Here is a 17,136-nt window from a genome sequence, read left to right as displayed (position 1 = left end):
GCAACAATGAACGACATGACACGAGTGGAGAGAGCCGTGGACTCCAAAGACATCAAGATCAACGCCAAAAAGGTTCAGGTCTATTACGGCGACACTCACGCCATCAAAGACGTGGATGTCGCGATTGAAGACAAGACTGTGACCGCCTTTATCGGCCCGTCGGGCTGCGGCAAATCCACGTTTCTGCGCTGTCTGAACCGGATGAATGACACCATCGACATCTGCCGGGTCGAAGGCGATATCCTTCTGGACGGCGAAGACATCTATGACAAACGCGTCGACCCGGTTCAGTTGCGCGCCAAGGTGGGCATGGTGTTCCAAAAGCCGAACCCGTTCCCCAAGTCGATCTATGACAACGTGGCTTATGGCCCACGCATTCACGGCCTTGCAAAGAACAAGGCTGAACTGGATGAAATCGTTGAAAAATCCCTGCGTCGTGGCGCGATCTGGGACGAAGTCAAAGACCGCTTGGACGCGCCCGGCACAGGTCTGTCGGGTGGTCAGCAACAGCGTCTGTGCATCGCCCGCGCCGTAGCCACTGAACCGGAAGTTCTGCTGATGGACGAGCCTTGCTCAGCTCTGGACCCGATTGCAACCGCGCAAGTCGAAGAACTGATTGACGAACTGCGCTCGCGCTATTCGGTTGTGATCGTGACCCACTCGATGCAGCAGGCCGCACGGGTCAGTCAGAAAACCGCCTTCTTCCATCTGGGCAATCTGGTCGAGTTCGGGGAAACCGGACAGATCTTTACCAACCCCGTAGATCCGCGCACGGAAAGCTACATCACCGGCCGTATCGGCTGAGTTCAGGTATTTGACAATGAGCGAACAACATATTGCATCCGTATTCGATCGCGATCTCGAGGCGATCCAAGCGCATATCATGAAGATGGGCGGCCTTGTCGAAGCCGCCATCATGAGCGCCGCGCGCTCGTTAGAGACCCGCGATGTGGAACTGGCGCAAGAAGTGCGGCAGGGCGACAAAGCCATCGATGCGCTGGAAGACATCATCGACGAAGAAACCGCACGCCTGATCGCATTGCGTGCGCCAACAGCCAGCGATTTGCGCTTGGTGCTGTCCGTCCTGAAAGTCTCGGGCAACCTCGAGCGGATCGGTGACTATGCCAAGAACATCGCCAAACGTACCACGGTGCTGGTCGATGCGGGCGAGATCAACGGAAGTGCCGCAGCCCTGCGGCGCATGGCACGCGAGGTCGAACGGATGCTGCGCGATGCGCTGGACGCCTATATTCAGCGCGACGCCGAACTGGCCACTGATGTCATCAACCGTGATGAAGAGGTCGATCAGATGTATAATGGGCTGTTCCGTGAGTTCCTGACCTTCATGGCTGAGGATCCGCGCAATATCTCGTCCTGTATGCACCTGCATTTCATCGCCAAGAACATCGAGCGCATGGGCGATCACGTCACCTCGATTGCCGAGCAGGTGGTTTATCTGGTTACCGGGGAACGCCCAACCGAGGCTCGACCCAAGGCCGACACCACGTCGCAAACCGTGTAGGAGACGACCGAAATGTCCGCAGATCAACCGACAGTTCTGGTGGTTGAGGATGAACTGGCCCAACGCGAAGTGCTGGCCTACAACCTCGAAGCAGAAGGGTTTCGCGTCTCGAAAGCCGCCAGCGGCGATGAAGCCATGTTGCTGGTGGACGAAGATTGCCCCGATATCATCGTTTTGGATTGGATGATGCCAAATCTCAGCGGCATCGAAGTCTGCCGCCGCCTGAAAAGCCGGCCCGAGACGCGTTCGATCCCGATCATCATGCTGTCGGCGCGCACTGAAGAAGTCGACAAGGTGCGTGGTTTGGAAACCGGCGCGGATGACTATGTGGTCAAACCATATTCTGTTGTCGAATTGATGGCGCGCGTTCGCACACAGCTTCGCCGCGTTCGTCCGGCCACTGTTGGCATACGGCTGGAGTTCGACGACATCGTTCTGGATTCTGAGACGCACAAAGTGAGCCGCGACAGCAAACCGTTGAAACTCGGTCCAACCGAGTTCCGGCTGCTCAGCACTTTCATGGAAAAGCCGGGCAGGGTCTGGAGCCGTGAGCAACTTCTGGACCGTGTCTGGGGGCGCGACATCTATGTCGACACAAGAACGGTTGATGTTCACATCGGACGCCTGCGCAAGGCCTTGACGCAACATGGTGGAGAGGATCCCGTCCGCACGGTACGCGGCGCTGGATACGCACTCGGCTAAAGTTAGGGCAGAACTGAAGTTACCTGGATCTGGAAGGAACCAAAGCACGTCGTGAAAATTTCGACGTGATCAATATTTTACCGTTAAAAACCAATTTGATGAGAAATCTAGTTACGGTGGTTTAGGCGAAGTAAGTATATCGTGTAATTGGTAGTATGGTAATCGCATAGCGACAACTACATATAGCGCCTGCCCATATCAGTTTCACATAATTGCGGGGGTTGCAAGCGGTTTTTTGCCCTTGCGGCGTCGTTTTCGATTTTTTATTTGACGCAAAGCGTTTTCTACCACGGGTAGGCGTCTATGTTTGCGCTAAAGCGATATTATGCACGGTAGACGCTTGTTTGCGCATTGTGTCAAATTGAGACCATTTGCAAATTATCGCGGGGGAACATACGTTTATGCCTAGACACACCGTTTCTTGTGTTTACTGCGCGCCTCCAGCGCTGAATAGTACGGCCCTACCGCGCAAATGGTTAGTTGGGGCCGAAACCTGCAAGCAAGCTTGCAGCCCGCCTAAGGGCGGGTTCGAAAAGTTTCGGATATGCCCTAAAGGGCATGTTTTTTTGCTTAGATTAGGAAGGGTTTGGTTGTGGAGTTGAGTGATGTTCAGATGGCGTTGCTTGCAATTTCCGACCGGTTGCGGGCCGAGCTTAAGGACGCGCGGTCCGCTGGTGATGAATTAGCGGTCGCAAGGTTGGAGGGCCAACTTGTCGCGAACCGCCTTGCTATGCGCGCGCTGGATAACAGAGCGTTTAACCGCCTAACTATTTTGGGGGCTGGTAAATAAAAAGAGGGGCATGAAGCCCCCCTTTACGCGCTGAACTAGCTTTGGTTTAACCGGCGGCGCGCACTGCCTAGCTTTTGTTAGCACTTGCGTTTAACCGTGTCTAGCACTTTTTCTTCCACGGGATGAACGCGCGGGAGCCGCCCGTTCCCTTTCTGGCCTCGCGGCTATCAGGTTTACACTTGACGCCCTTATCTTTGGTGCGCGATGGCTCGTCTGCTGATTGCATTGCGGCCAACGAATTCGCAGGCTCATGCACTACGCTTGAACGCGTCCGGGCGTCCGTCGATATCCTTGAGTTTGCAGAAGGGGTTGATGGCTTGGTGATCACGGAACCATTGTTCGAACGTAAATCGCCCTGGGCGTTTTGTGTCCGTGACGTACTTCGCTTGCTGGTCCGTGTACCACGCTCGAAAGTCCTTTCTTTCTTGCGCATTAGTTCCTCTTCGACAGCGCGCGCACGGGTTTGGGCCGCCGCAGCGCTTGCGGACCTTTGCCTTCCAGTTGCCGAGGTGTTCTTGCCACGCCCACTCGTCGTACTCGTCGGTTTCCGTTTCTTCGATTTCGCCATAGAATAACCCTTCCCAATCTTTTTCTACTTCCACTACGGACGCCAGCAACGTATTCCACTGCGGGCAGTCGCGCCCGTTTTGTTCGTTGCTGAGTTTGTTGATTTGGTGGAGCCGGTTCAGCAGGTATTCCCTTTGCTTTCCCTTTGGCCACCAAAAGCCGGAGTATCCCGGCGGTTTCAGTTTGAGCGATACGGGGACCGTCAAGCGGCGTTCCCAATCGTCGCACTGTTGTTCCAACCACCGGAAGCCGATAGGTGGAACTTTGGACATGCGGAAGTAAGACGCGCCGTGATTCTCGGCTTTGGTTTCCCGCATGGTTCCTGCCGACCGGACAATGTTGAACATGTCCTTGAGGCAGTATTTCAGAACGTAGGCCATACCTTGCTGGCCGGGTTCCTGAAGGTAGATGTGTCCATGGTCCCAAAAGGACCAATGCACGTTTTCCTCAAGTCGCATTGCGTCTATCGGTTTGAAGTAGAAGTCCTGCCATTTGCCGAGTTCGTCAATCGGTCGTTTCGAGAACAGGACCATATGCCAGTGGACCCGACCACGTTTTGAGCCTCTTTCGCCTGCAATGATGTAAGAGATTTCATTGCGCGCTTCGTATTTCCGGTAGTATTCCTCGCGAAGGCGTTTGAGGAAGGCTTGAACGTCTGAGTAGTGGAATGCCCGAGCGCGCGGGGGCAGGTTGCCCTCTGCATCGTTGCGGTATGAAAGGCGTAGCACCAGAGCGTTGCCCATGGTTGCCTTCTCCGCCATGCAGCGCGCGACCCAATCGTTTTTGCGGGCATTGATGCATTCGTTACAGACACGACAGGCGAACTCTATGGTTCCCTCGTCGGTGTAAGCGGTTTGTGGATTAGAGCACATTAACTTTGCGTCCTAAGTGTCAGTAATTGCATACAGGAGCGAGAGGGGTATGCGCGGAACGGTGGCCGTGTTTCTTAACACGACCACGTTCCGCTAGGGCTGGTGCGCTAATGCGCCAGCCCTCTTTTTCTGCCAGTTCAACGGCACTTTCTCGCGCGATTTCGGAGCAGCTAAGCCACTCCTGCCACGTGAAAGGACGCCATCCGTTTCGGATGCGCCAGCCGTTTGCCTTTAAGTGGCCCGAGGTTAGTCGGGCACACTGTTTTGCTGAGCCTTTTGGCCAGACGTAATGCGCTTTTGGCATCACGTCTGGTTGCGTTTCTGGGGGTAGGGGCCAGAGGTTCATTTGTTGCCGTACATCTTCTTAAGGACTGGCTCGAGTTCTTTAGCCAAGTTTTTAACTGGCCCCATAAGAGGATGCGGCTTGCCCTCATAGGCGAAGTCCGGCAGGCGAAGATCGCGCCACAAGCGCTTGTATTCCGTGGGCAAAACCTCTTCGAACCGCGCTAGTAATGCCCTTTGGTCCGGCGGATGCGCTTCGCCCCTCATTAGGACTTCTACGCGGTGGCGTTCGCGAACCTTGCGCCAGTCCTTGAGTTCGATATGGGCCATATCCCAGCCCCAATCGTAGCCGTATTCGAGTTCTACCCCGAATTTCGCCGCCACCATGCGCGCACAGCCGTTAAGGGTATCCCAATACTCAGACGAAACGTTCCACCCTTTGCCGGGGTGTATGATATCCACGGCTTCATAATATTGGTGAGGGCTTTCCCACGCACCGGCTTTCGAGCGGCCTTTGGCCTTGAGTTGTTGTTGCCGTTCCGGCGTTCGATAGCACTCAATGATCTTTGCCGGATATCCCGCATCTTCCATTGCCTTGACGATTTGTTGCCCGATGTAAAACATCGGCCCGTCTTGGTAGCAAAAGACGGTTTGCCGTTTAGGAACTTGCATCTTTTCGTGCGGGAATACCGCCGCCAGAATGTTCCCGAAGTAGGTTCTCACGTTCATTTTGTTCGTCCAGTTCTTTGGCCCGGTGAAGGAGGGCTATAATGCCCTCCACTAACCACGGTTGCAGTTGCACTTACTTTTCTTCCGGGGTTTCCGGCGGGGTTTCTGCCGGGGTTTCTGGCGGGGTTTTGTTGTCGGTTTCATCAATCACCTGTGGTTGGGGTTGAGGTTGGGGCTGCTGGACCTGATTGAGTTGCCGCATTCGCTTTTCAAGGCGTTCGACAGATTTGTTGGATTGCTCAATCAGGCGTCGCATGTTGGCCTCTGCCGCGCTTGCAAGCGTCGGTTTGAAATCGGGGTTTGCACCGGTTTCCGAGTAGCCGGGTCCGTAGGCCATGGCAGTTACATTACGCCCGTTCGGGAGCCGGGCGGTGACACCCATTGTAAGATCAAGGGTCCAGTCCTCATCCATCAGTTTGAGGTATTTACGGCCCTCATGGATGCCGGACGGCAATCCTAATGACCACATTTCGTCACCTTCGTGATTGAATGCGACGATTTCTCCGCCGGACGCCGGTACGATTAGCGTCGCTCGGGAGAGTTGTTGATAGTTGAGATCGTTCATGGTTTTCACTTTCTTTGAGGGAAAAGGGACAGAAATCGTCCTGGACGATTTCTGTCATTGGTTTTTAGGGTTGTTGCTCATCGAACAGATCGTCGTTGTCGATTGAGACGAGGTTTTCGACCGGGGTCGGGCCGAATTGGATCGGCGTGATGATCCGTGCGACACCCTCGTGCCAGTAACGGACCACTTCGGCGGTCTCATCCGCGAAGGGGTGGTGCGGAATATCGTCCGGGTAGATGACCGAGTGAGGGGTAACGGACATTGGCACTTCCAGTTGCCAAATGGCCAGTTCGTTTTCGACAGTGGTTTTGTCGAGATTGCGAGTAAAGCCGTAGTCCTCATAGTTGCGCAACAGGTGGTTGTTGCCGACGTAGAACGCGGTTGTATCCTCATCGGCCAAGGTGACTTCGGAGTTTAGTTGCCGCATTGTGACCGGAACCGGATCAAGCATGAGTTCATCTGCCGCGTAGTTGCGCGCGCCCCAAGGTTCCGCGAGCACGGGGTGGGGGCGGTTGACCAAGGTTTCGTCCGGTTTCAGAGCAGCCAGCGTAATGACCACGCCGCCGAATTCGGTCTTTGGAACAGTCAGGGTAAAGCGTTTCTGATAGACCAGATTGGATTGACGCATGTTCAGGCTTGGCCCGTCCATTGCGCGCTCCATATAGGCTTCAAAAGGCTCTTCCATCTCATAGAGGACGACGGGTTGCTTGCCGGGGTCGATGGAAAGGCCGTGCACCCAGCGTTGGAGCATCTCTTCGCCGTGTTCCGGGTTGTCGTTGACAAGCTTGCGCATGGCGCGGACCAGTCGGTCCTGACGTTCAGCCAAGTAGAAGTCTTGAAGGCTGATATCTGCCGTATCGGCCAGATCGACAAAGACGTCAGGCCAGCCGGACACGGGGTCGCTTCGAATTGCGATGCCGCTATCGACGTATTCGTTTTGTACCCAAGCGTCGACGCTTTGAGGCAACCCCGGCTTCGCGCTATCGCGCATTTTGATGGGGTGGGTGCCGTATTGGTTGCCGGTTTCATCGTCCTTCATTTGGATACCCAGACCGTGTACCGGGATCGATCCTTCAAGGTTCACTTTGCCATTTACGCGATCTTCCGGGTCAAGAACGCCGTTAAGGCGATCCAGCGCGGTTTGTCCGATAAGGGCAGGGGTGACGGTCATGCACGTGCTATCCAGCAACTGCGCCTTGTCATACTTGCGTTGCCGCAGGTGGTTGACTGCACAGATGTAGGCGAGGCGGGTGGCTTCATTGACCATTTTGACGGAGCCGACAGACGTGGGGTTGATGCCGCAGCGTTGGGAGATTTCGTTTTCGGGTTCGAGGCCGAACAACGGGTTTCCGCTCAGCAGTTTTTCCCGGACAACCTCAGCGTTGCCGGGGTAGGCGTCGCCGGGGTTTTTCAGCGCATCCATTGCTTGCGCAGGGACGTAGACACTGATCACTTGCGCTTTCATGCGCGAAATCATGCGACCCGGGATTGGGTCGAGTTCCATTGTGATTGTCTGATCGATCACACCCGCTTCACTTTCGCGAAGAGCGGTTGCGTAGACTGGGGCCAGCTTACCGCCCCGGAAACGTCCGGCAGGTTTGCGGCGTTCGCGACGGATACCACGAGGCATTTGATACTTTGACATTGTTGTTCATCCTTTTGTTTTTGAACAGGTTTAAGGGGCCGACCGTCAGTCAAAGACGGTCGGGTAATACTCACGCATGTAGTCCTTGCGCTCTTGATCGGAGCGCGGCTTTTTGGGGGTTTTGGTGCGTTCGCGCTCGTACCACTCTTCCCAGAGTTTGTCGTTGCGCCGTTCGCTGAGTTTGTCGCTGATATGTTGACCAGCGCGATAGCCCCATTGGGGGAGGCCGAATACTAAAGCGGTCATAACCTCATCGATCCCCCAGGGCTCGCCATCAGAGCCGGGGACGACTATCGGTTTATTGAAGGTTCCCGCGTTGTTGAGTTCGGTAATTCCCGCGCCAGTTGAATATGGCGCGGCCTCAATTTCGCGGTTTGGGGCTAGTGTTCCGCCAAGACTATCAGGCCCAGCATAATCAGACTGGCTATCACCATCAGTATGAGAATTGCCACCAAACAGTCGCGAAGCATCAGCTTTATTCCTATCATAAATTCCGCCTTTAGGCGGTTCCAAGATAGTGCGCTGATTGAGTTTTTCCAAGCGCTGCTTTTCGACTTCCAATTCTGCGCGGCGCATGTTGGCCGCTTCTAAGTCTGTGAGAGCCGTTGACAGCGAATGGAAACTATCGGCTAGTTCAGGTCCGGTTGCGCCGGCTGAGGAGCCGAATTGCGGGGCATAGCCCTGTGATCCACCACCGCCAGAGTAAATCGCGCCGGAGGCAGCGCCGCCGTTTGGTGCCATAAGCAGCGGGTTGTAACCCGCGCGTTCCAGCGCTTCGCGTTGGCGTTGGTAGTAGGTGTAGTCGAGATAATCCGCGCGGGCCTCTGCATGGCCGCGCAGGATATCTTCGCGTTTTTCCGCGTGCGCACGGTTGGCAGCATAGTAGCGCTGTTGCGCTTCCATCATTTGCCAATCGTGCACACGTGCTTTGTAGTCGCTGTCACCGCCGACGCCAAAAGCGCCAAGGACGGTTCCAGCGACGTTTGCGGCTGCTCCCCATGCTGCAGGACCCCACATATCAGCGGACCTTGTTGCGGTCGAAATACGAGAGCGTCAGGTCAATGCCGACGCCGAGCAGGAGAACGACTGCCGCCGATACTTGCTCTACATCCGCAATGGTGCTAGCACCGGCTACGAAGGTTCCAACTGCCGTGCCGATGCGCCGGACAAGCGGTTCCAGAAGTTCCGTTACCAAAAATTTCCGCATTTTCTTGCCTTTCACTTAAAGTGTAAAAAGGCGCATAATTGGTATTATGGTAATTTAGCAGAAGTAGCTTGTCTAACGTTACGCACACGTACACTGTTTCTACACTGGCTTAAAGCGTTCAGGAACGTACATGAACTTCAAAGATAAAACAGTTGTTGTAACGGGCGCCGCGCACGGCATTGGTCGTGGATTGGCCGAACGGTTTGCTCATGAAGGCGCGCGTGTTGTGTGTTCGGACATCAACCAAGACGGTGCGCAATCTCTGGCCGCTCAGATAAATGGGCATGCGTTTGCCTGCGATGTCTCCAGCGAGGACCAAATCAAGGCGTTGATCGACTTTGCTGAAGACGAAGTCGGCCCAATCGATATGTTCTGCGCGAATGCCGGAATTTTGACGCTCGGTGGAATCGAAACTGCGGATGAAGATTGGGACCGGATTTGGAAAATCAACGTGATGTCACATGTTTGGACAGCACGGCATCTGGTTCCCCGCATGATTGCCCGCGGCAGCGGATACATACTGACGACCGCCTCAGCTGCCGGTTTGTTGAACCAACCAGGTGCAGCCCCGTACGCTGTCAGTAAGCACGCAGCTGTTGGATTTGCCGAATGGCTTGCGCTGACATACGGATCACAAGGTTTAAAAGTCTCGGTTTTGTGCCCGCAAGCGGTCCGTTCGAAGATGACCGAAGGTCACGAAGTCTCGGTTGCATCCATTGACGGAATGCTGGAACCCAGTGACGTCGCCGAAGCCTGCATCAAAGCAATACAAGCCGAACAGTTTCTTGTACTACCACATCCTCAAGTTTTGGATTACATGCAGCTCAAAACCGCTGATTATGACAGGTGGTTGTCCGGAATGTCTAAGTTACATCAGAAGTTTACCAGCCAATCTTAGCGTTTGAGATGAGCCTTGCGCATCAACCCTTCCTGAGCGACCGATGCCACCAAAGTACCATCTTCGGAGTAGATTGATCCGCGATTAAAGCTGCGCCCCTGCCCCGTCCAAGGTGAGTCCATCACATAGAGGTGCCAATTCTGAAACTGAACAGGCGCATGGAACCAAAGCGCGTGGTCTAGGCTCGCGCCATTGAATTTGCCACTAAACCAGCTCAGACCATGCGGACGTAAACCTGAAGACATGAGGTTCATGTCAGACGCATAGGCCAGTAAAAGATGCTGTGTTTTTGCATCGGTCGAAGCCGCTGCAGCCATGCGAAACCAGGTCTGGTTCCGGTCATCAGATACTTTTGGAACAAACAGATCCAAAGGGTCCACGTCGCGCACCTCGATCGGGCGTTCACGCAATAATTCACCGCGCAAGCGTTCGGGTACGCGGTCTACATAGGATTGCCGCAACTCAGACCGGGATGGGTAGCTCTCGGGCGCCTTCACGGATGGCATTGAATGCTGGTGATCCCAGCCTTCGTCCTGAACATGGAAAGATGCAGACATGTTCAGAATTTGTTTGCCGTGCTGAATGGCAACTACGCGACGAGTTGTGAAAGACCCTCCATCTCGCGCTCTATCAACTTGATAAATAACGGGCTTTTCAGGATCACCCGGGCGAATGAAATACGCATGTAGAGAATGACACAAGCGGTCTTCAACCGTCCGATAGGCAGCAGCCAACGCCTGTGCAATAACCTGTCCGCCAAAGATACGTGTCGGCGTTTCACCACCCGAACCCGTGCCTCGGAACAAATCAACTTCCAGTCGTTCAATATCCAGAAGATCCAGTAAGACACGTTCCGCTTCGGTCATCTTAAGCTCGTACAGTTATGTAATCGCGCCTTGGGTACCAGCCCGGTTGAGATCATTCAATCATGGCCGCATGAACCAGTGCCTTTAGCTCGGCACGGGACGGGTATGAGCTGGATGGCGACAACTGGGTTAAGAAAACGGCCGTTAGGTCGTTCTGCCAATCGATCCAGAAATAGGTCGAAGCCATGCCGCCCCAGCTGAAATCTCCAATCGAGCCCGGCACCCGCACACGTCCGGGGTTCAATACAACCGACCCGGCAAGACCAAATCCCATTCCCTCCATAGGTTGTTCAGCAAAACTTTTTGACCCCATCGAGGCGATGTCCCCCGGCAAATGATTGCGCATCATGAACTCGATGGTCTTCGGCCCAAGCAGGCGCTGCCCGTTTCCAAAGCCGCGATTGCGTAACATATCTGCGAACTTAGCGTAGTCATCAAGCGTCGAGATCAGCCCGCCACCGCCTGAAAAGGTTGTGGTTTCGAAGAACGGTGATCTGGCACAACTGTCGACCAATCGCAGGCTTTCATCGCCTTGATTGGCAGAGTTCAGCGCCATGGCGTCCCCAGTGAGGGGTGTGTAGAGCGAGGCAAATCGGTCCCCTGCCCCAGATGACACCAAAAAACCGGTCTCGCGCATGCCCAACGGTTCAAAGATATGCTGTTCAAAGAACTGCGCTAGCGTCTGGCCAGAGACAACCTCGATCACCCGGCCCAGAACATCGGTGCCGACCGAATATTCCCAGCGGGTGCCTGGTTGAAATGCGAGCGGAAGACCAGCCAAATCTTGCACGCGATCTGCCAGAAGTCCTTGATTTGGTTTGAACATGAGATCTTGCTCATCCATGGCTTCGGGCAGAATTCCAGGGTTGAACGGATAGCTGAAGCCGCTGGTATGCGTCAGCAACTGATGCAGAGTTGGCGTTGGCGCATCTTCGGTCTGGTCTATGGTTTCAGCTTCGGGAACAAGCGCACGCATCTCTTTGAATTCAGGCAAGAATTCCGACAATGGAGCGTCCAAATGAAACAGACCGCGTTCAACCAACATCATCAAGGCAACGGATGTGATCGGCTTTGTCATCGAGTAGATGCGTACCAACGTGTCGCGCTCAAATTGCAGATCGTTTTCCACTGACCTGAGACCACTTGCATGAAAAAAAGCTTCGGACCCGTTTTGGCGCAGTAAAAAGGACGATCCTGCATACTTCCGTTGCTCGACATAGCTGTCCATCCAGATCCGAATTCGATCCAGGCGCGACTGATCAAACATCACTGGCTGTAAAGGCATGTGACTTCTTTCATCCAATTTTCTTCTTTGAGTGTGTCGGTTTGAGGTCTGAGTTAACAGCGAAAATTTCGGGTTATCCTCGGTTTCGTCTTAGACGACACAAGCTTGTCCTGCGATGAGGTGTTAGAGTGCGGCTAACCCGGATTCGCAGTGTACTGATCAGAGCAGAGCCTCCAAAACGGATGGAAGGGATCATCATGACGCAAAACATCGATTTTGTTTACGACTTTTGCAGCCCAAATGCCTTTCTGGCCCACAAAGTGCTGCCGGATCTGGCCGCACAGCACGATGTTGAGATCAACTATGTTCCTGTTCTTCTACCGATCGTCTTCAAGGCGACCCATAACCAAAACCCGTTTCAAGCGTTTTCAGAAAACCGCCAGAAAACAGCCTATCTGACCCATGATCTTCACCGCTTTGCGCGGCGGCGTGGGTTGAGTTTTCACATGAGCCCGCATTTCCCAATGAACACCAAATTCGCAATGCGCGGGGCTCATTTCGCGAGAGGTAAATCTTGGGAAACCAAGTACATAGATGCAATTTTTGATGCAATTTGGGTACATGGGCAAAAAGTTGACGAACTGGCGGTTCTTGTCGACATTCTGCACGAAAACGAATTGCCCGTTCGCAAAATCCGTGAAGCCATGACCGGCCCTGACGTCAAACAAGACCTGAAAGATCAAACCAAAGCCAATGTTCGCCGCGGCGTTTTTGGCGTTCCTACCGTGTTCGTCGGGACCGAGATGTTTTTTGGCAAGAACAGCCTGCCGAACGTAAAGGTAGAGTTAGAGCGGACACAAAGCGATTGATTCCTGAGGCTTACACAGTCAATTGAATGTTTTGCGCAGCGCATCCAGCCCGTGCCGCGCAAACAATGGGACATAGGCACCATATGCTTTGGCCCGTTCCGGATCCGAGGCATTTCCGTCCAAAGCGCGCTTGTAGACGCCTTGCAAAATGCCTGCCATACGAAAGAAGTTGAAGGCCAGGTAGAACCCGAAGTTGTCAATTCCCTGCAAACCCCGTCGCTTGCAATATTGGGCGACAAAAGCCTGATCACTGGGCAGACCCAAGCTGGCGCGGTCTATCCCCGCCAGGCCGCGCCCCTGTTTTCCCGGCGGCAGCTGCCATTGCATGATCACCGCGGCCAGATCCGCATATGGATGGCCAATCGTAGACAATTCCCAATCCAACACACCGATGCAGTCCGTGCGGTCCGGCGCAAACATCAGGTTGTCGATGCGATAGTCTCCATGCACCAAGGTGCGCTGCCCATCATCCGCAGGAACCGAGTTTTCAAGTTCAGATGCCAAAGCATCCATGTCTTCAATCACCGACGTTTCGGACGCACGATATTGCTTGGTCCAACGCGATATCTGCCTCTCATAGTAGTTACCGGCAGGGCCGAAATCGGACAGACCGACAGCATCGATGTCGACCATATGCAAGCTGGCAAGCACCCTGTTCATTTCGTCCAACATCGCAGTGCGCGTTTCATTGCTTTCGCCTTGCAGGGTTGGTTCGGGAAAGACTCTGCCGCGCAAGCGCTCCATCACGTAGAAGGCTGAACCAATTACGGTGTCATCCTCGCACAACAGGAACATTTCAGGCACCGGAACCTGACTGCCTGACAGCGCGCGTTGCACTCTGAATTCACGATCAACGGCATGGGCTGATTTCAGTAACACCCCCGGGGGTTTACGTCGAAGCACATAAGTGGCTTGGGGCGTTCGAAGCTCAAAAGTCGGGTTGGATTGCCCAACCGTGAATTTGGTCGCCTCCAACGGTCCCTTATATCCTGAAAGATGCGTGCCGAGGTACGTATCCACGGCAACCAGATCGAGATTGGTGTCATTGCTCATGGCTTATCTTCCGATCACAAGGCTTCTGCAAAAATATTGCCAGCAGTCACCACATTGATCCCGCCCGAAACCGGAATTACCGCTCCGGTCACATAGCTGCCGCCCCGGCCGCACAGAAACAGCATGCACCCTGCAATGTCTTCGTCACGTCCCACCCGGCCCAGAGGCACAGATTTGCCAACTTTATCCCGAGTGGTCTCGTCCGCTGTGGCAAAAGCCGTCATCCGGGATACAAACGGCCCCGGTGCCAGTGCGTTGACCGTGATGTGGTACGGAGAAAGCTCTTTTGCCATGATCTTTGTCAGATGCAGAACCGCAGCTTTAGACGCCGAATAGCTATAGGCCCCGTCCCCCATGGGCACTTCACCCATCACAGACCCTACATTGACAACACGGGCGGGATCGTCGGCAGTTCCTGACTTCATGAGCATAGGCAAAAGCCTTTGGGTCAATTCGAATATCCCCGTCACATTGACAGACATCACCTTGTCCCACGCATCATAGGGAAACTGCCCCAGTGGCGCGCCCCACGACACACCCGAGTTATTCATAAGAATATCAAGTGTTTCTGTTCGCTTCAGAATATCTGATACAAGGCTGGCTATACCTGCCTCGCTGCCTATATCGCCCGCAAAGCCCTCGGCGTGCCCTGGCGCACCCAACGCGTTAAGCTCAGCTGCAACCTCGGCGCAGGCGTCCCCTTTGCGCGAGGCGATCAAAACGCGCGCGCCTGCTTGCACGAGCGCTTCCGCCGCCATTCGCCCGATGCCTGTTGCGCCACCTGTGACAAGTGCGGTTTTGCCCTCAAGCGAAAATAGGGTGTCTGGCGTCATTCTGGTGCTCCTCACTCTCGTTGATGCCTGTCAGAGCTTGCCCTGTTCCACCTGTTACCGTTACGACAGGCGGCCGTCGTTCACGTTGACAAACTTTAAAGCGGCACCAAAACTTCCCAAAGACAAGTTACAGGCAGAACAGAGGTCGTATGCAAGCATTACTCAGCGTCGCGCCGGGCGGGCCCGAAACACTGGAGCTTACCACCCTGCCCGACCCTCAGCCCGGTAAAGGCCAGCTTTTGGTTGCTGTTAAAGCTGCAGGTGTGAACTTTCCCGATACATTGATCATTCGGGACCTGTATCAGATTAAACCGCCACGCCCCTTTGCTCCCGGTGGCGAAATCGCAGGCGAAGTGCTGGCATTGGGCGAAAACGTGACTGGTTTCGAGGTCGGCGATCGCATTCTTGCCCTGACGGGGCATGATGGCTTTGCGACCCACGCGACGATCCGGGCCGACACTGCCATCAAAATACCTGAGAGCATGCCGTATGAAGACGCCGCTTGTTTCATTTTCACCTATGGCACCTCCTATCACGCGCTTAAAGACAGGGCTGACCTAAAGACAGGCGAAACACTATTGGTGTTAGGTGCCGCTGGTGGTGTCGGATCTGCAGCCATTGAACTTGGCAAAGCTATGGGCGCCAAAGTGATCGCGGGCGTTTCATCGTCTGAAAAGGCCGCGTTTTGCCGCCAGATTGGAGCAGATGAGGTCATCATCTATCCGCAAGATTTGGACAAAGACGCGCAAAAGGCTTTCTCTGCCGAGGTCAAGAAAATCGCCGGGCCCAATGGCGTGGATGTCGTTTATGACGCGGTGGGTGGTGCTCTGGCCGAACCCTCGTTGCGCTGCATGGCGTGGAACGGGCGCTATCTTGTGGTTGGCTTTCCGGCAGGTATTCCCAAAATCCCCCTAAATCTGCCTTTGTTGAAGGGATGCCAGATTGTCGGTGTATTCTGGGGTGCGTCCGTTTACCGCGACCCCAAAGGGCATGCTCGGAACATTTCAGATCTGTTCGCCCTTCATGCATCCGCGCAAGTAAAACCACACATCAGTGCCCGGTTTCCCCTTGCACGCGCCTCTGAGGCACTTGAGCAAATGTCGCAGCGATCCGTGCTTGGAAAACTGGTCATAACGATGGAATGAGCTAAACCCGAAAATACAGCTTTTGGACAAGTCTTGCACCAAAGCCGCAGGCGAAGCTTTGTTGTGTGAAGCTAGGTAGACAACCCGGCCTTTAGATGTCTATGAACCACTAATGGGGATTGTGAAGACATGCATAAAGTACTGGTATTAAACGGCCCAAACCTCAATTTGCTTGGCACGCGTCAGCCTGAGGTCTACGGCAGCACAACTTTACACATGATCGAAGAACGTTGCGTGCAGCACGGCGCGTCTGTTGGGCTGGATGTCGCGCATCTTCAATCCAACCACGAAGGTGTGTTGCTTGACGCAATCCATGCCGCGCGTGGCGTGCAATCAGGTCTAGTTCTAAACGCCGGTGCCTTTACACACACGTCAATTGCGTTGATGGACGCTATTGCCTCGGTCGAACTGCCGTTGGTCGAGGTGCATCTTTCCAATATTCATGCCCGCGAACCGTTCCGGCACAAATCCTTTATCGCGCCGGTTGCTCTGGGTCAGATTTGCGGCTTTGGTGCGCAAGGTTACATTCTGGCTCTGGATGCACTGTCCGCGCATTTGAAAGCGGGTGACGCGGCATGACACTCAAAGAATACCTGCGCTACGTCAGCTACACCAAAACCATGGAAGACCTGTGGGATGCGCATTGTCGTCAAATGGGTAAGTACGGATTCGATCGCCTGATTTATGGATATACGGTCTACAGAACGGCGACGTCTTTGGGCGACCCTGAAGACTTTGTAATTCTGACCAACCATAAGCGCGCTTATGTGGACGGTTTCCTGAAGGGCGGCCTTTATTTTCATGCTCCCATGTTGAAATGGGCATTGGACAATGAAGGAGCTGCCAGCTGGAAAATGATTCAGGACATGAACTCCAGCGGAACTTTGACGAACGAAGAACGCAAAGTGTTCGAGTTTAACAAGTCCATGGGTGTTGTGACTGGCTATACAGTCAGTTTCAACTCGGTCTCCATGCGGTCCAAAGGTGCGATTTCACTTTCGGCTCAAAACGGGATGAGCCAGGAGGAGATCGATGCAGTCTGGGAAGAGCATGGCGAAGACATTCTGTTGATGAACAACGTCGCGCATCTGAAAATTCTCACTTTGCCCTTCAACCCGCCAAACCGTGCTTTGACGAAACGGCAGCGAGAAGCTTTGCAATGGGTGGGAGACGGCAAAACCACGCAAGACATCGCGCTGCTCATGGGGCTGACCTCTGCCACTGTGGAAAAGCACCTGCGACTCGCGCGCGAAGCGTTGTCGGTCGAAACAACGGCGCAAGCCGTTCTCAAGGCGTCGCTACACAATCAGATGTTCATTATGGAAGCCTGACCGCTAGATTTTGACGCTATCCCGCGTCAGTTTAC

The 17,136-nt window shown here is 54.3% G+C and carries 18 protein-coding genes; 8 read left to right on the top strand and 10 right to left on the bottom strand.

Annotation, left to right across the window (positions count from 1 at the left end; all coding sequences use genetic code 11):
- Positions 1-6: 6 nt before the first annotated feature.
- Genes pstB through phoB form a run of 3 tightly spaced genes read left to right on the top strand, consistent with a single transcriptional unit; the run spans position 7 to position 2,224 of the window.
- Positions 7-804, top strand: coding sequence for a phosphate ABC transporter ATP-binding protein PstB (gene pstB / locus AC2FNU_RS06285; protein WP_171090042.1), 798 nt, complete (start codon positions 7-9; stop codon positions 802-804).
- Positions 805-820: 16 nt separating this feature from the next.
- Positions 821-1,522, top strand: coding sequence for a phosphate signaling complex protein PhoU (gene phoU, locus AC2FNU_RS06280; protein ID WP_171183636.1), 702 nt, complete (start codon positions 821-823; stop codon positions 1,520-1,522).
- A gap of 12 nt (positions 1,523-1,534) precedes the next feature.
- Complete coding sequence (gene phoB, locus AC2FNU_RS06275; protein WP_171090046.1) at positions 1,535-2,224, top strand: phosphate regulon transcriptional regulator PhoB; 690 nt, start codon at positions 1,535-1,537, stop codon at positions 2,222-2,224.
- A gap of 1,038 nt (positions 2,225-3,262) precedes the next feature.
- Here the strand turns inward: phoB and AC2FNU_RS06270 are convergent.
- The 6 genes from AC2FNU_RS06270 to AC2FNU_RS06245 all read right to left on the bottom strand — a co-directional run bounded on the left by AC2FNU_RS06270 (position 3,263) and on the right by AC2FNU_RS06245 (position 8,896).
- Positions 3,263-4,342, bottom strand: a complete 1,080-nt coding sequence (locus AC2FNU_RS06270; RefSeq protein WP_496786163.1) for a rolling circle replication-associated protein — start codon at positions 4,340-4,342, stop codon at positions 3,263-3,265.
- 453 nt (positions 4,343-4,795) lie between these two features.
- A complete protein-coding gene (locus tag AC2FNU_RS06265; RefSeq protein WP_496786159.1) occupies positions 4,796-5,464 on the bottom strand; it encodes a M15 family metallopeptidase in 669 nt (222 codons plus the stop codon).
- Positions 5,465-5,537: 73 nt separating this feature from the next.
- Positions 5,538-6,029, bottom strand: coding sequence for a hypothetical protein (locus AC2FNU_RS06260; RefSeq protein ID WP_496786157.1), 492 nt, complete (start codon positions 6,027-6,029; stop codon positions 5,538-5,540).
- 64 nt (positions 6,030-6,093) lie between these two features.
- Positions 6,094-7,674: a hypothetical protein gene (locus tag AC2FNU_RS06255; protein ID WP_496786155.1), complete on the bottom strand. Its 1,581-nt coding sequence runs from the start codon at positions 7,672-7,674 to the stop codon at positions 6,094-6,096.
- 45 nt (positions 7,675-7,719) lie between these two features.
- Positions 7,720-8,595: a hypothetical protein gene (locus AC2FNU_RS06250; protein WP_496786151.1), complete on the bottom strand. Its 876-nt coding sequence runs from the start codon at positions 8,593-8,595 to the stop codon at positions 7,720-7,722.
- Between the two features lie 97 nt (positions 8,596-8,692).
- Complete coding sequence (locus AC2FNU_RS06245; RefSeq protein ID WP_496786147.1) at positions 8,693-8,896, bottom strand: hypothetical protein; 204 nt, start codon at positions 8,894-8,896, stop codon at positions 8,693-8,695.
- A 115-nt stretch (positions 8,897-9,011) separates the two neighbouring features.
- Between AC2FNU_RS06245 and AC2FNU_RS06240 the strand changes: the two genes are divergently transcribed.
- A complete protein-coding gene (locus AC2FNU_RS06240) occupies positions 9,012-9,779 on the top strand; it encodes an SDR family oxidoreductase (protein ID WP_496786143.1) in 768 nt (255 codons plus the stop codon).
- On the opposite strand, the gene AC2FNU_RS06235 is transcribed toward AC2FNU_RS06240, so the two are convergent.
- Positions 9,776-10,645 (bottom strand): acyl-CoA thioesterase, encoded by an 870-nt coding sequence (locus tag AC2FNU_RS06235; RefSeq protein WP_496786142.1) that lies wholly within the window; start codon positions 10,643-10,645, stop codon positions 9,776-9,778. The genes AC2FNU_RS06240 and AC2FNU_RS06235 overlap by 4 nt on opposite strands.
- A gap of 52 nt (positions 10,646-10,697) precedes the next feature.
- On the bottom strand, positions 10,698-11,912 hold the full coding sequence (locus AC2FNU_RS06230; RefSeq protein ID WP_496786140.1) for a serine hydrolase domain-containing protein: 1,215 nt from the start codon (positions 11,910-11,912) through the stop codon (positions 10,698-10,700).
- 215 nt (positions 11,913-12,127) lie between these two features.
- Here AC2FNU_RS06230 and AC2FNU_RS06225 point away from each other — a divergent pair, with 215 nt between their 5' ends.
- Positions 12,128-12,739 (top strand): 2-hydroxychromene-2-carboxylate isomerase, encoded by a 612-nt coding sequence (locus AC2FNU_RS06225; protein ID WP_496786135.1) that lies wholly within the window; start codon positions 12,128-12,130, stop codon positions 12,737-12,739.
- 18 nt (positions 12,740-12,757) lie between these two features.
- Here the strand turns inward: AC2FNU_RS06225 and AC2FNU_RS06220 are convergent, their stop codons facing one another.
- Both AC2FNU_RS06220 and AC2FNU_RS06215 read right to left on the bottom strand, forming a co-directional pair.
- Positions 12,758-13,792, bottom strand: coding sequence for a phosphotransferase family protein (locus AC2FNU_RS06220; protein WP_496786131.1), 1,035 nt, complete (start codon positions 13,790-13,792; stop codon positions 12,758-12,760).
- Between the two features lie 14 nt (positions 13,793-13,806).
- Complete coding sequence (locus AC2FNU_RS06215) at positions 13,807-14,625, bottom strand: SDR family oxidoreductase (RefSeq protein ID WP_496786128.1); 819 nt, start codon at positions 14,623-14,625, stop codon at positions 13,807-13,809.
- 149 nt (positions 14,626-14,774) lie between these two features.
- Here AC2FNU_RS06215 and AC2FNU_RS06210 point away from each other — a divergent pair, with 149 nt between their 5' ends.
- The 3 genes from AC2FNU_RS06210 to AC2FNU_RS06200 all read left to right on the top strand — a co-directional run bounded on the left by AC2FNU_RS06210 (position 14,775) and on the right by AC2FNU_RS06200 (position 17,101).
- The gene (locus AC2FNU_RS06210) at positions 14,775-15,770 is read left to right on the top strand and encodes an NADPH:quinone oxidoreductase family protein (RefSeq protein WP_496786125.1); all 996 of its coding nucleotides are present in this window, start codon (positions 14,775-14,777) and stop codon (positions 15,768-15,770) included.
- A 129-nt stretch (positions 15,771-15,899) separates the two neighbouring features.
- The gene (gene aroQ / locus AC2FNU_RS06205) at positions 15,900-16,349 is read left to right on the top strand and encodes a type II 3-dehydroquinate dehydratase (protein ID WP_496786124.1); all 450 of its coding nucleotides are present in this window, start codon (positions 15,900-15,902) and stop codon (positions 16,347-16,349) included.
- A complete protein-coding gene (locus AC2FNU_RS06200) occupies positions 16,346-17,101 on the top strand; it encodes an autoinducer binding domain-containing protein (protein ID WP_496786122.1) in 756 nt (251 codons plus the stop codon). The genes aroQ and AC2FNU_RS06200 overlap by 4 nt, the downstream gene beginning before the upstream one ends.
- Positions 17,102-17,136: the final 35 nt, after the last annotated feature.

This window comes from Ruegeria sp. BHSB064, assembly GCF_059613205.1.
This window is presented reverse-complemented; position numbering and strand designations above follow the sequence as displayed.

Excerpts from the sequence above, each read along its gene's own strand:
- pstB (WP_171090042.1), top strand. The coding sequence starts at position 7 with ATGAACGACATGACACGAGTGGAGAGAGCCGTGGACTCCAAAGACATC.
- phoU (WP_171183636.1), top strand. The coding sequence starts at position 821 with ATGAGCGAACAACATATTGCATCCGTATTCGATCGCGATCTCGAGGCG.
- phoB (WP_171090046.1), top strand. The coding sequence starts at position 1,535 with ATGTCCGCAGATCAACCGACAGTTCTGGTGGTTGAGGATGAACTGGCC.
- AC2FNU_RS06270 (WP_496786163.1), bottom strand. The coding sequence starts at position 4,342 with ATGGCGGAGAAGGCAACCATGGGCAACGCTCTGGTGCTACGCCTTTCA.
- AC2FNU_RS06265 (WP_496786159.1), bottom strand. The coding sequence starts at position 5,464 with ATGAACGTGAGAACCTACTTCGGGAACATTCTGGCGGCGGTATTCCCG.
- AC2FNU_RS06260 (WP_496786157.1), bottom strand. The coding sequence starts at position 6,029 with ATGAACGATCTCAACTATCAACAACTCTCCCGAGCGACGCTAATCGTA.
- AC2FNU_RS06255 (WP_496786155.1), bottom strand. The coding sequence starts at position 7,674 with ATGTCAAAGTATCAAATGCCTCGTGGTATCCGTCGCGAACGCCGCAAA.
- AC2FNU_RS06240 (WP_496786143.1), top strand. The coding sequence starts at position 9,012 with ATGAACTTCAAAGATAAAACAGTTGTTGTAACGGGCGCCGCGCACGGC.
- AC2FNU_RS06235 (WP_496786142.1), bottom strand. The coding sequence starts at position 10,645 with ATGACCGAAGCGGAACGTGTCTTACTGGATCTTCTGGATATTGAACGA.
- AC2FNU_RS06230 (WP_496786140.1), bottom strand. The coding sequence starts at position 11,912 with ATGTTTGATCAGTCGCGCCTGGATCGAATTCGGATCTGGATGGACAGC.
- AC2FNU_RS06225 (WP_496786135.1), top strand. The coding sequence starts at position 12,128 with ATGACGCAAAACATCGATTTTGTTTACGACTTTTGCAGCCCAAATGCC.
- AC2FNU_RS06220 (WP_496786131.1), bottom strand. The coding sequence starts at position 13,792 with ATGAGCAATGACACCAATCTCGATCTGGTTGCCGTGGATACGTACCTC.
- AC2FNU_RS06215 (WP_496786128.1), bottom strand. The coding sequence starts at position 14,625 with ATGACGCCAGACACCCTATTTTCGCTTGAGGGCAAAACCGCACTTGTC.
- AC2FNU_RS06210 (WP_496786125.1), top strand. The coding sequence starts at position 14,775 with ATGCAAGCATTACTCAGCGTCGCGCCGGGCGGGCCCGAAACACTGGAG.
- aroQ (WP_496786124.1), top strand. The coding sequence starts at position 15,900 with ATGCATAAAGTACTGGTATTAAACGGCCCAAACCTCAATTTGCTTGGC.
- AC2FNU_RS06200 (WP_496786122.1), top strand. The coding sequence starts at position 16,346 with ATGACACTCAAAGAATACCTGCGCTACGTCAGCTACACCAAAACCATG.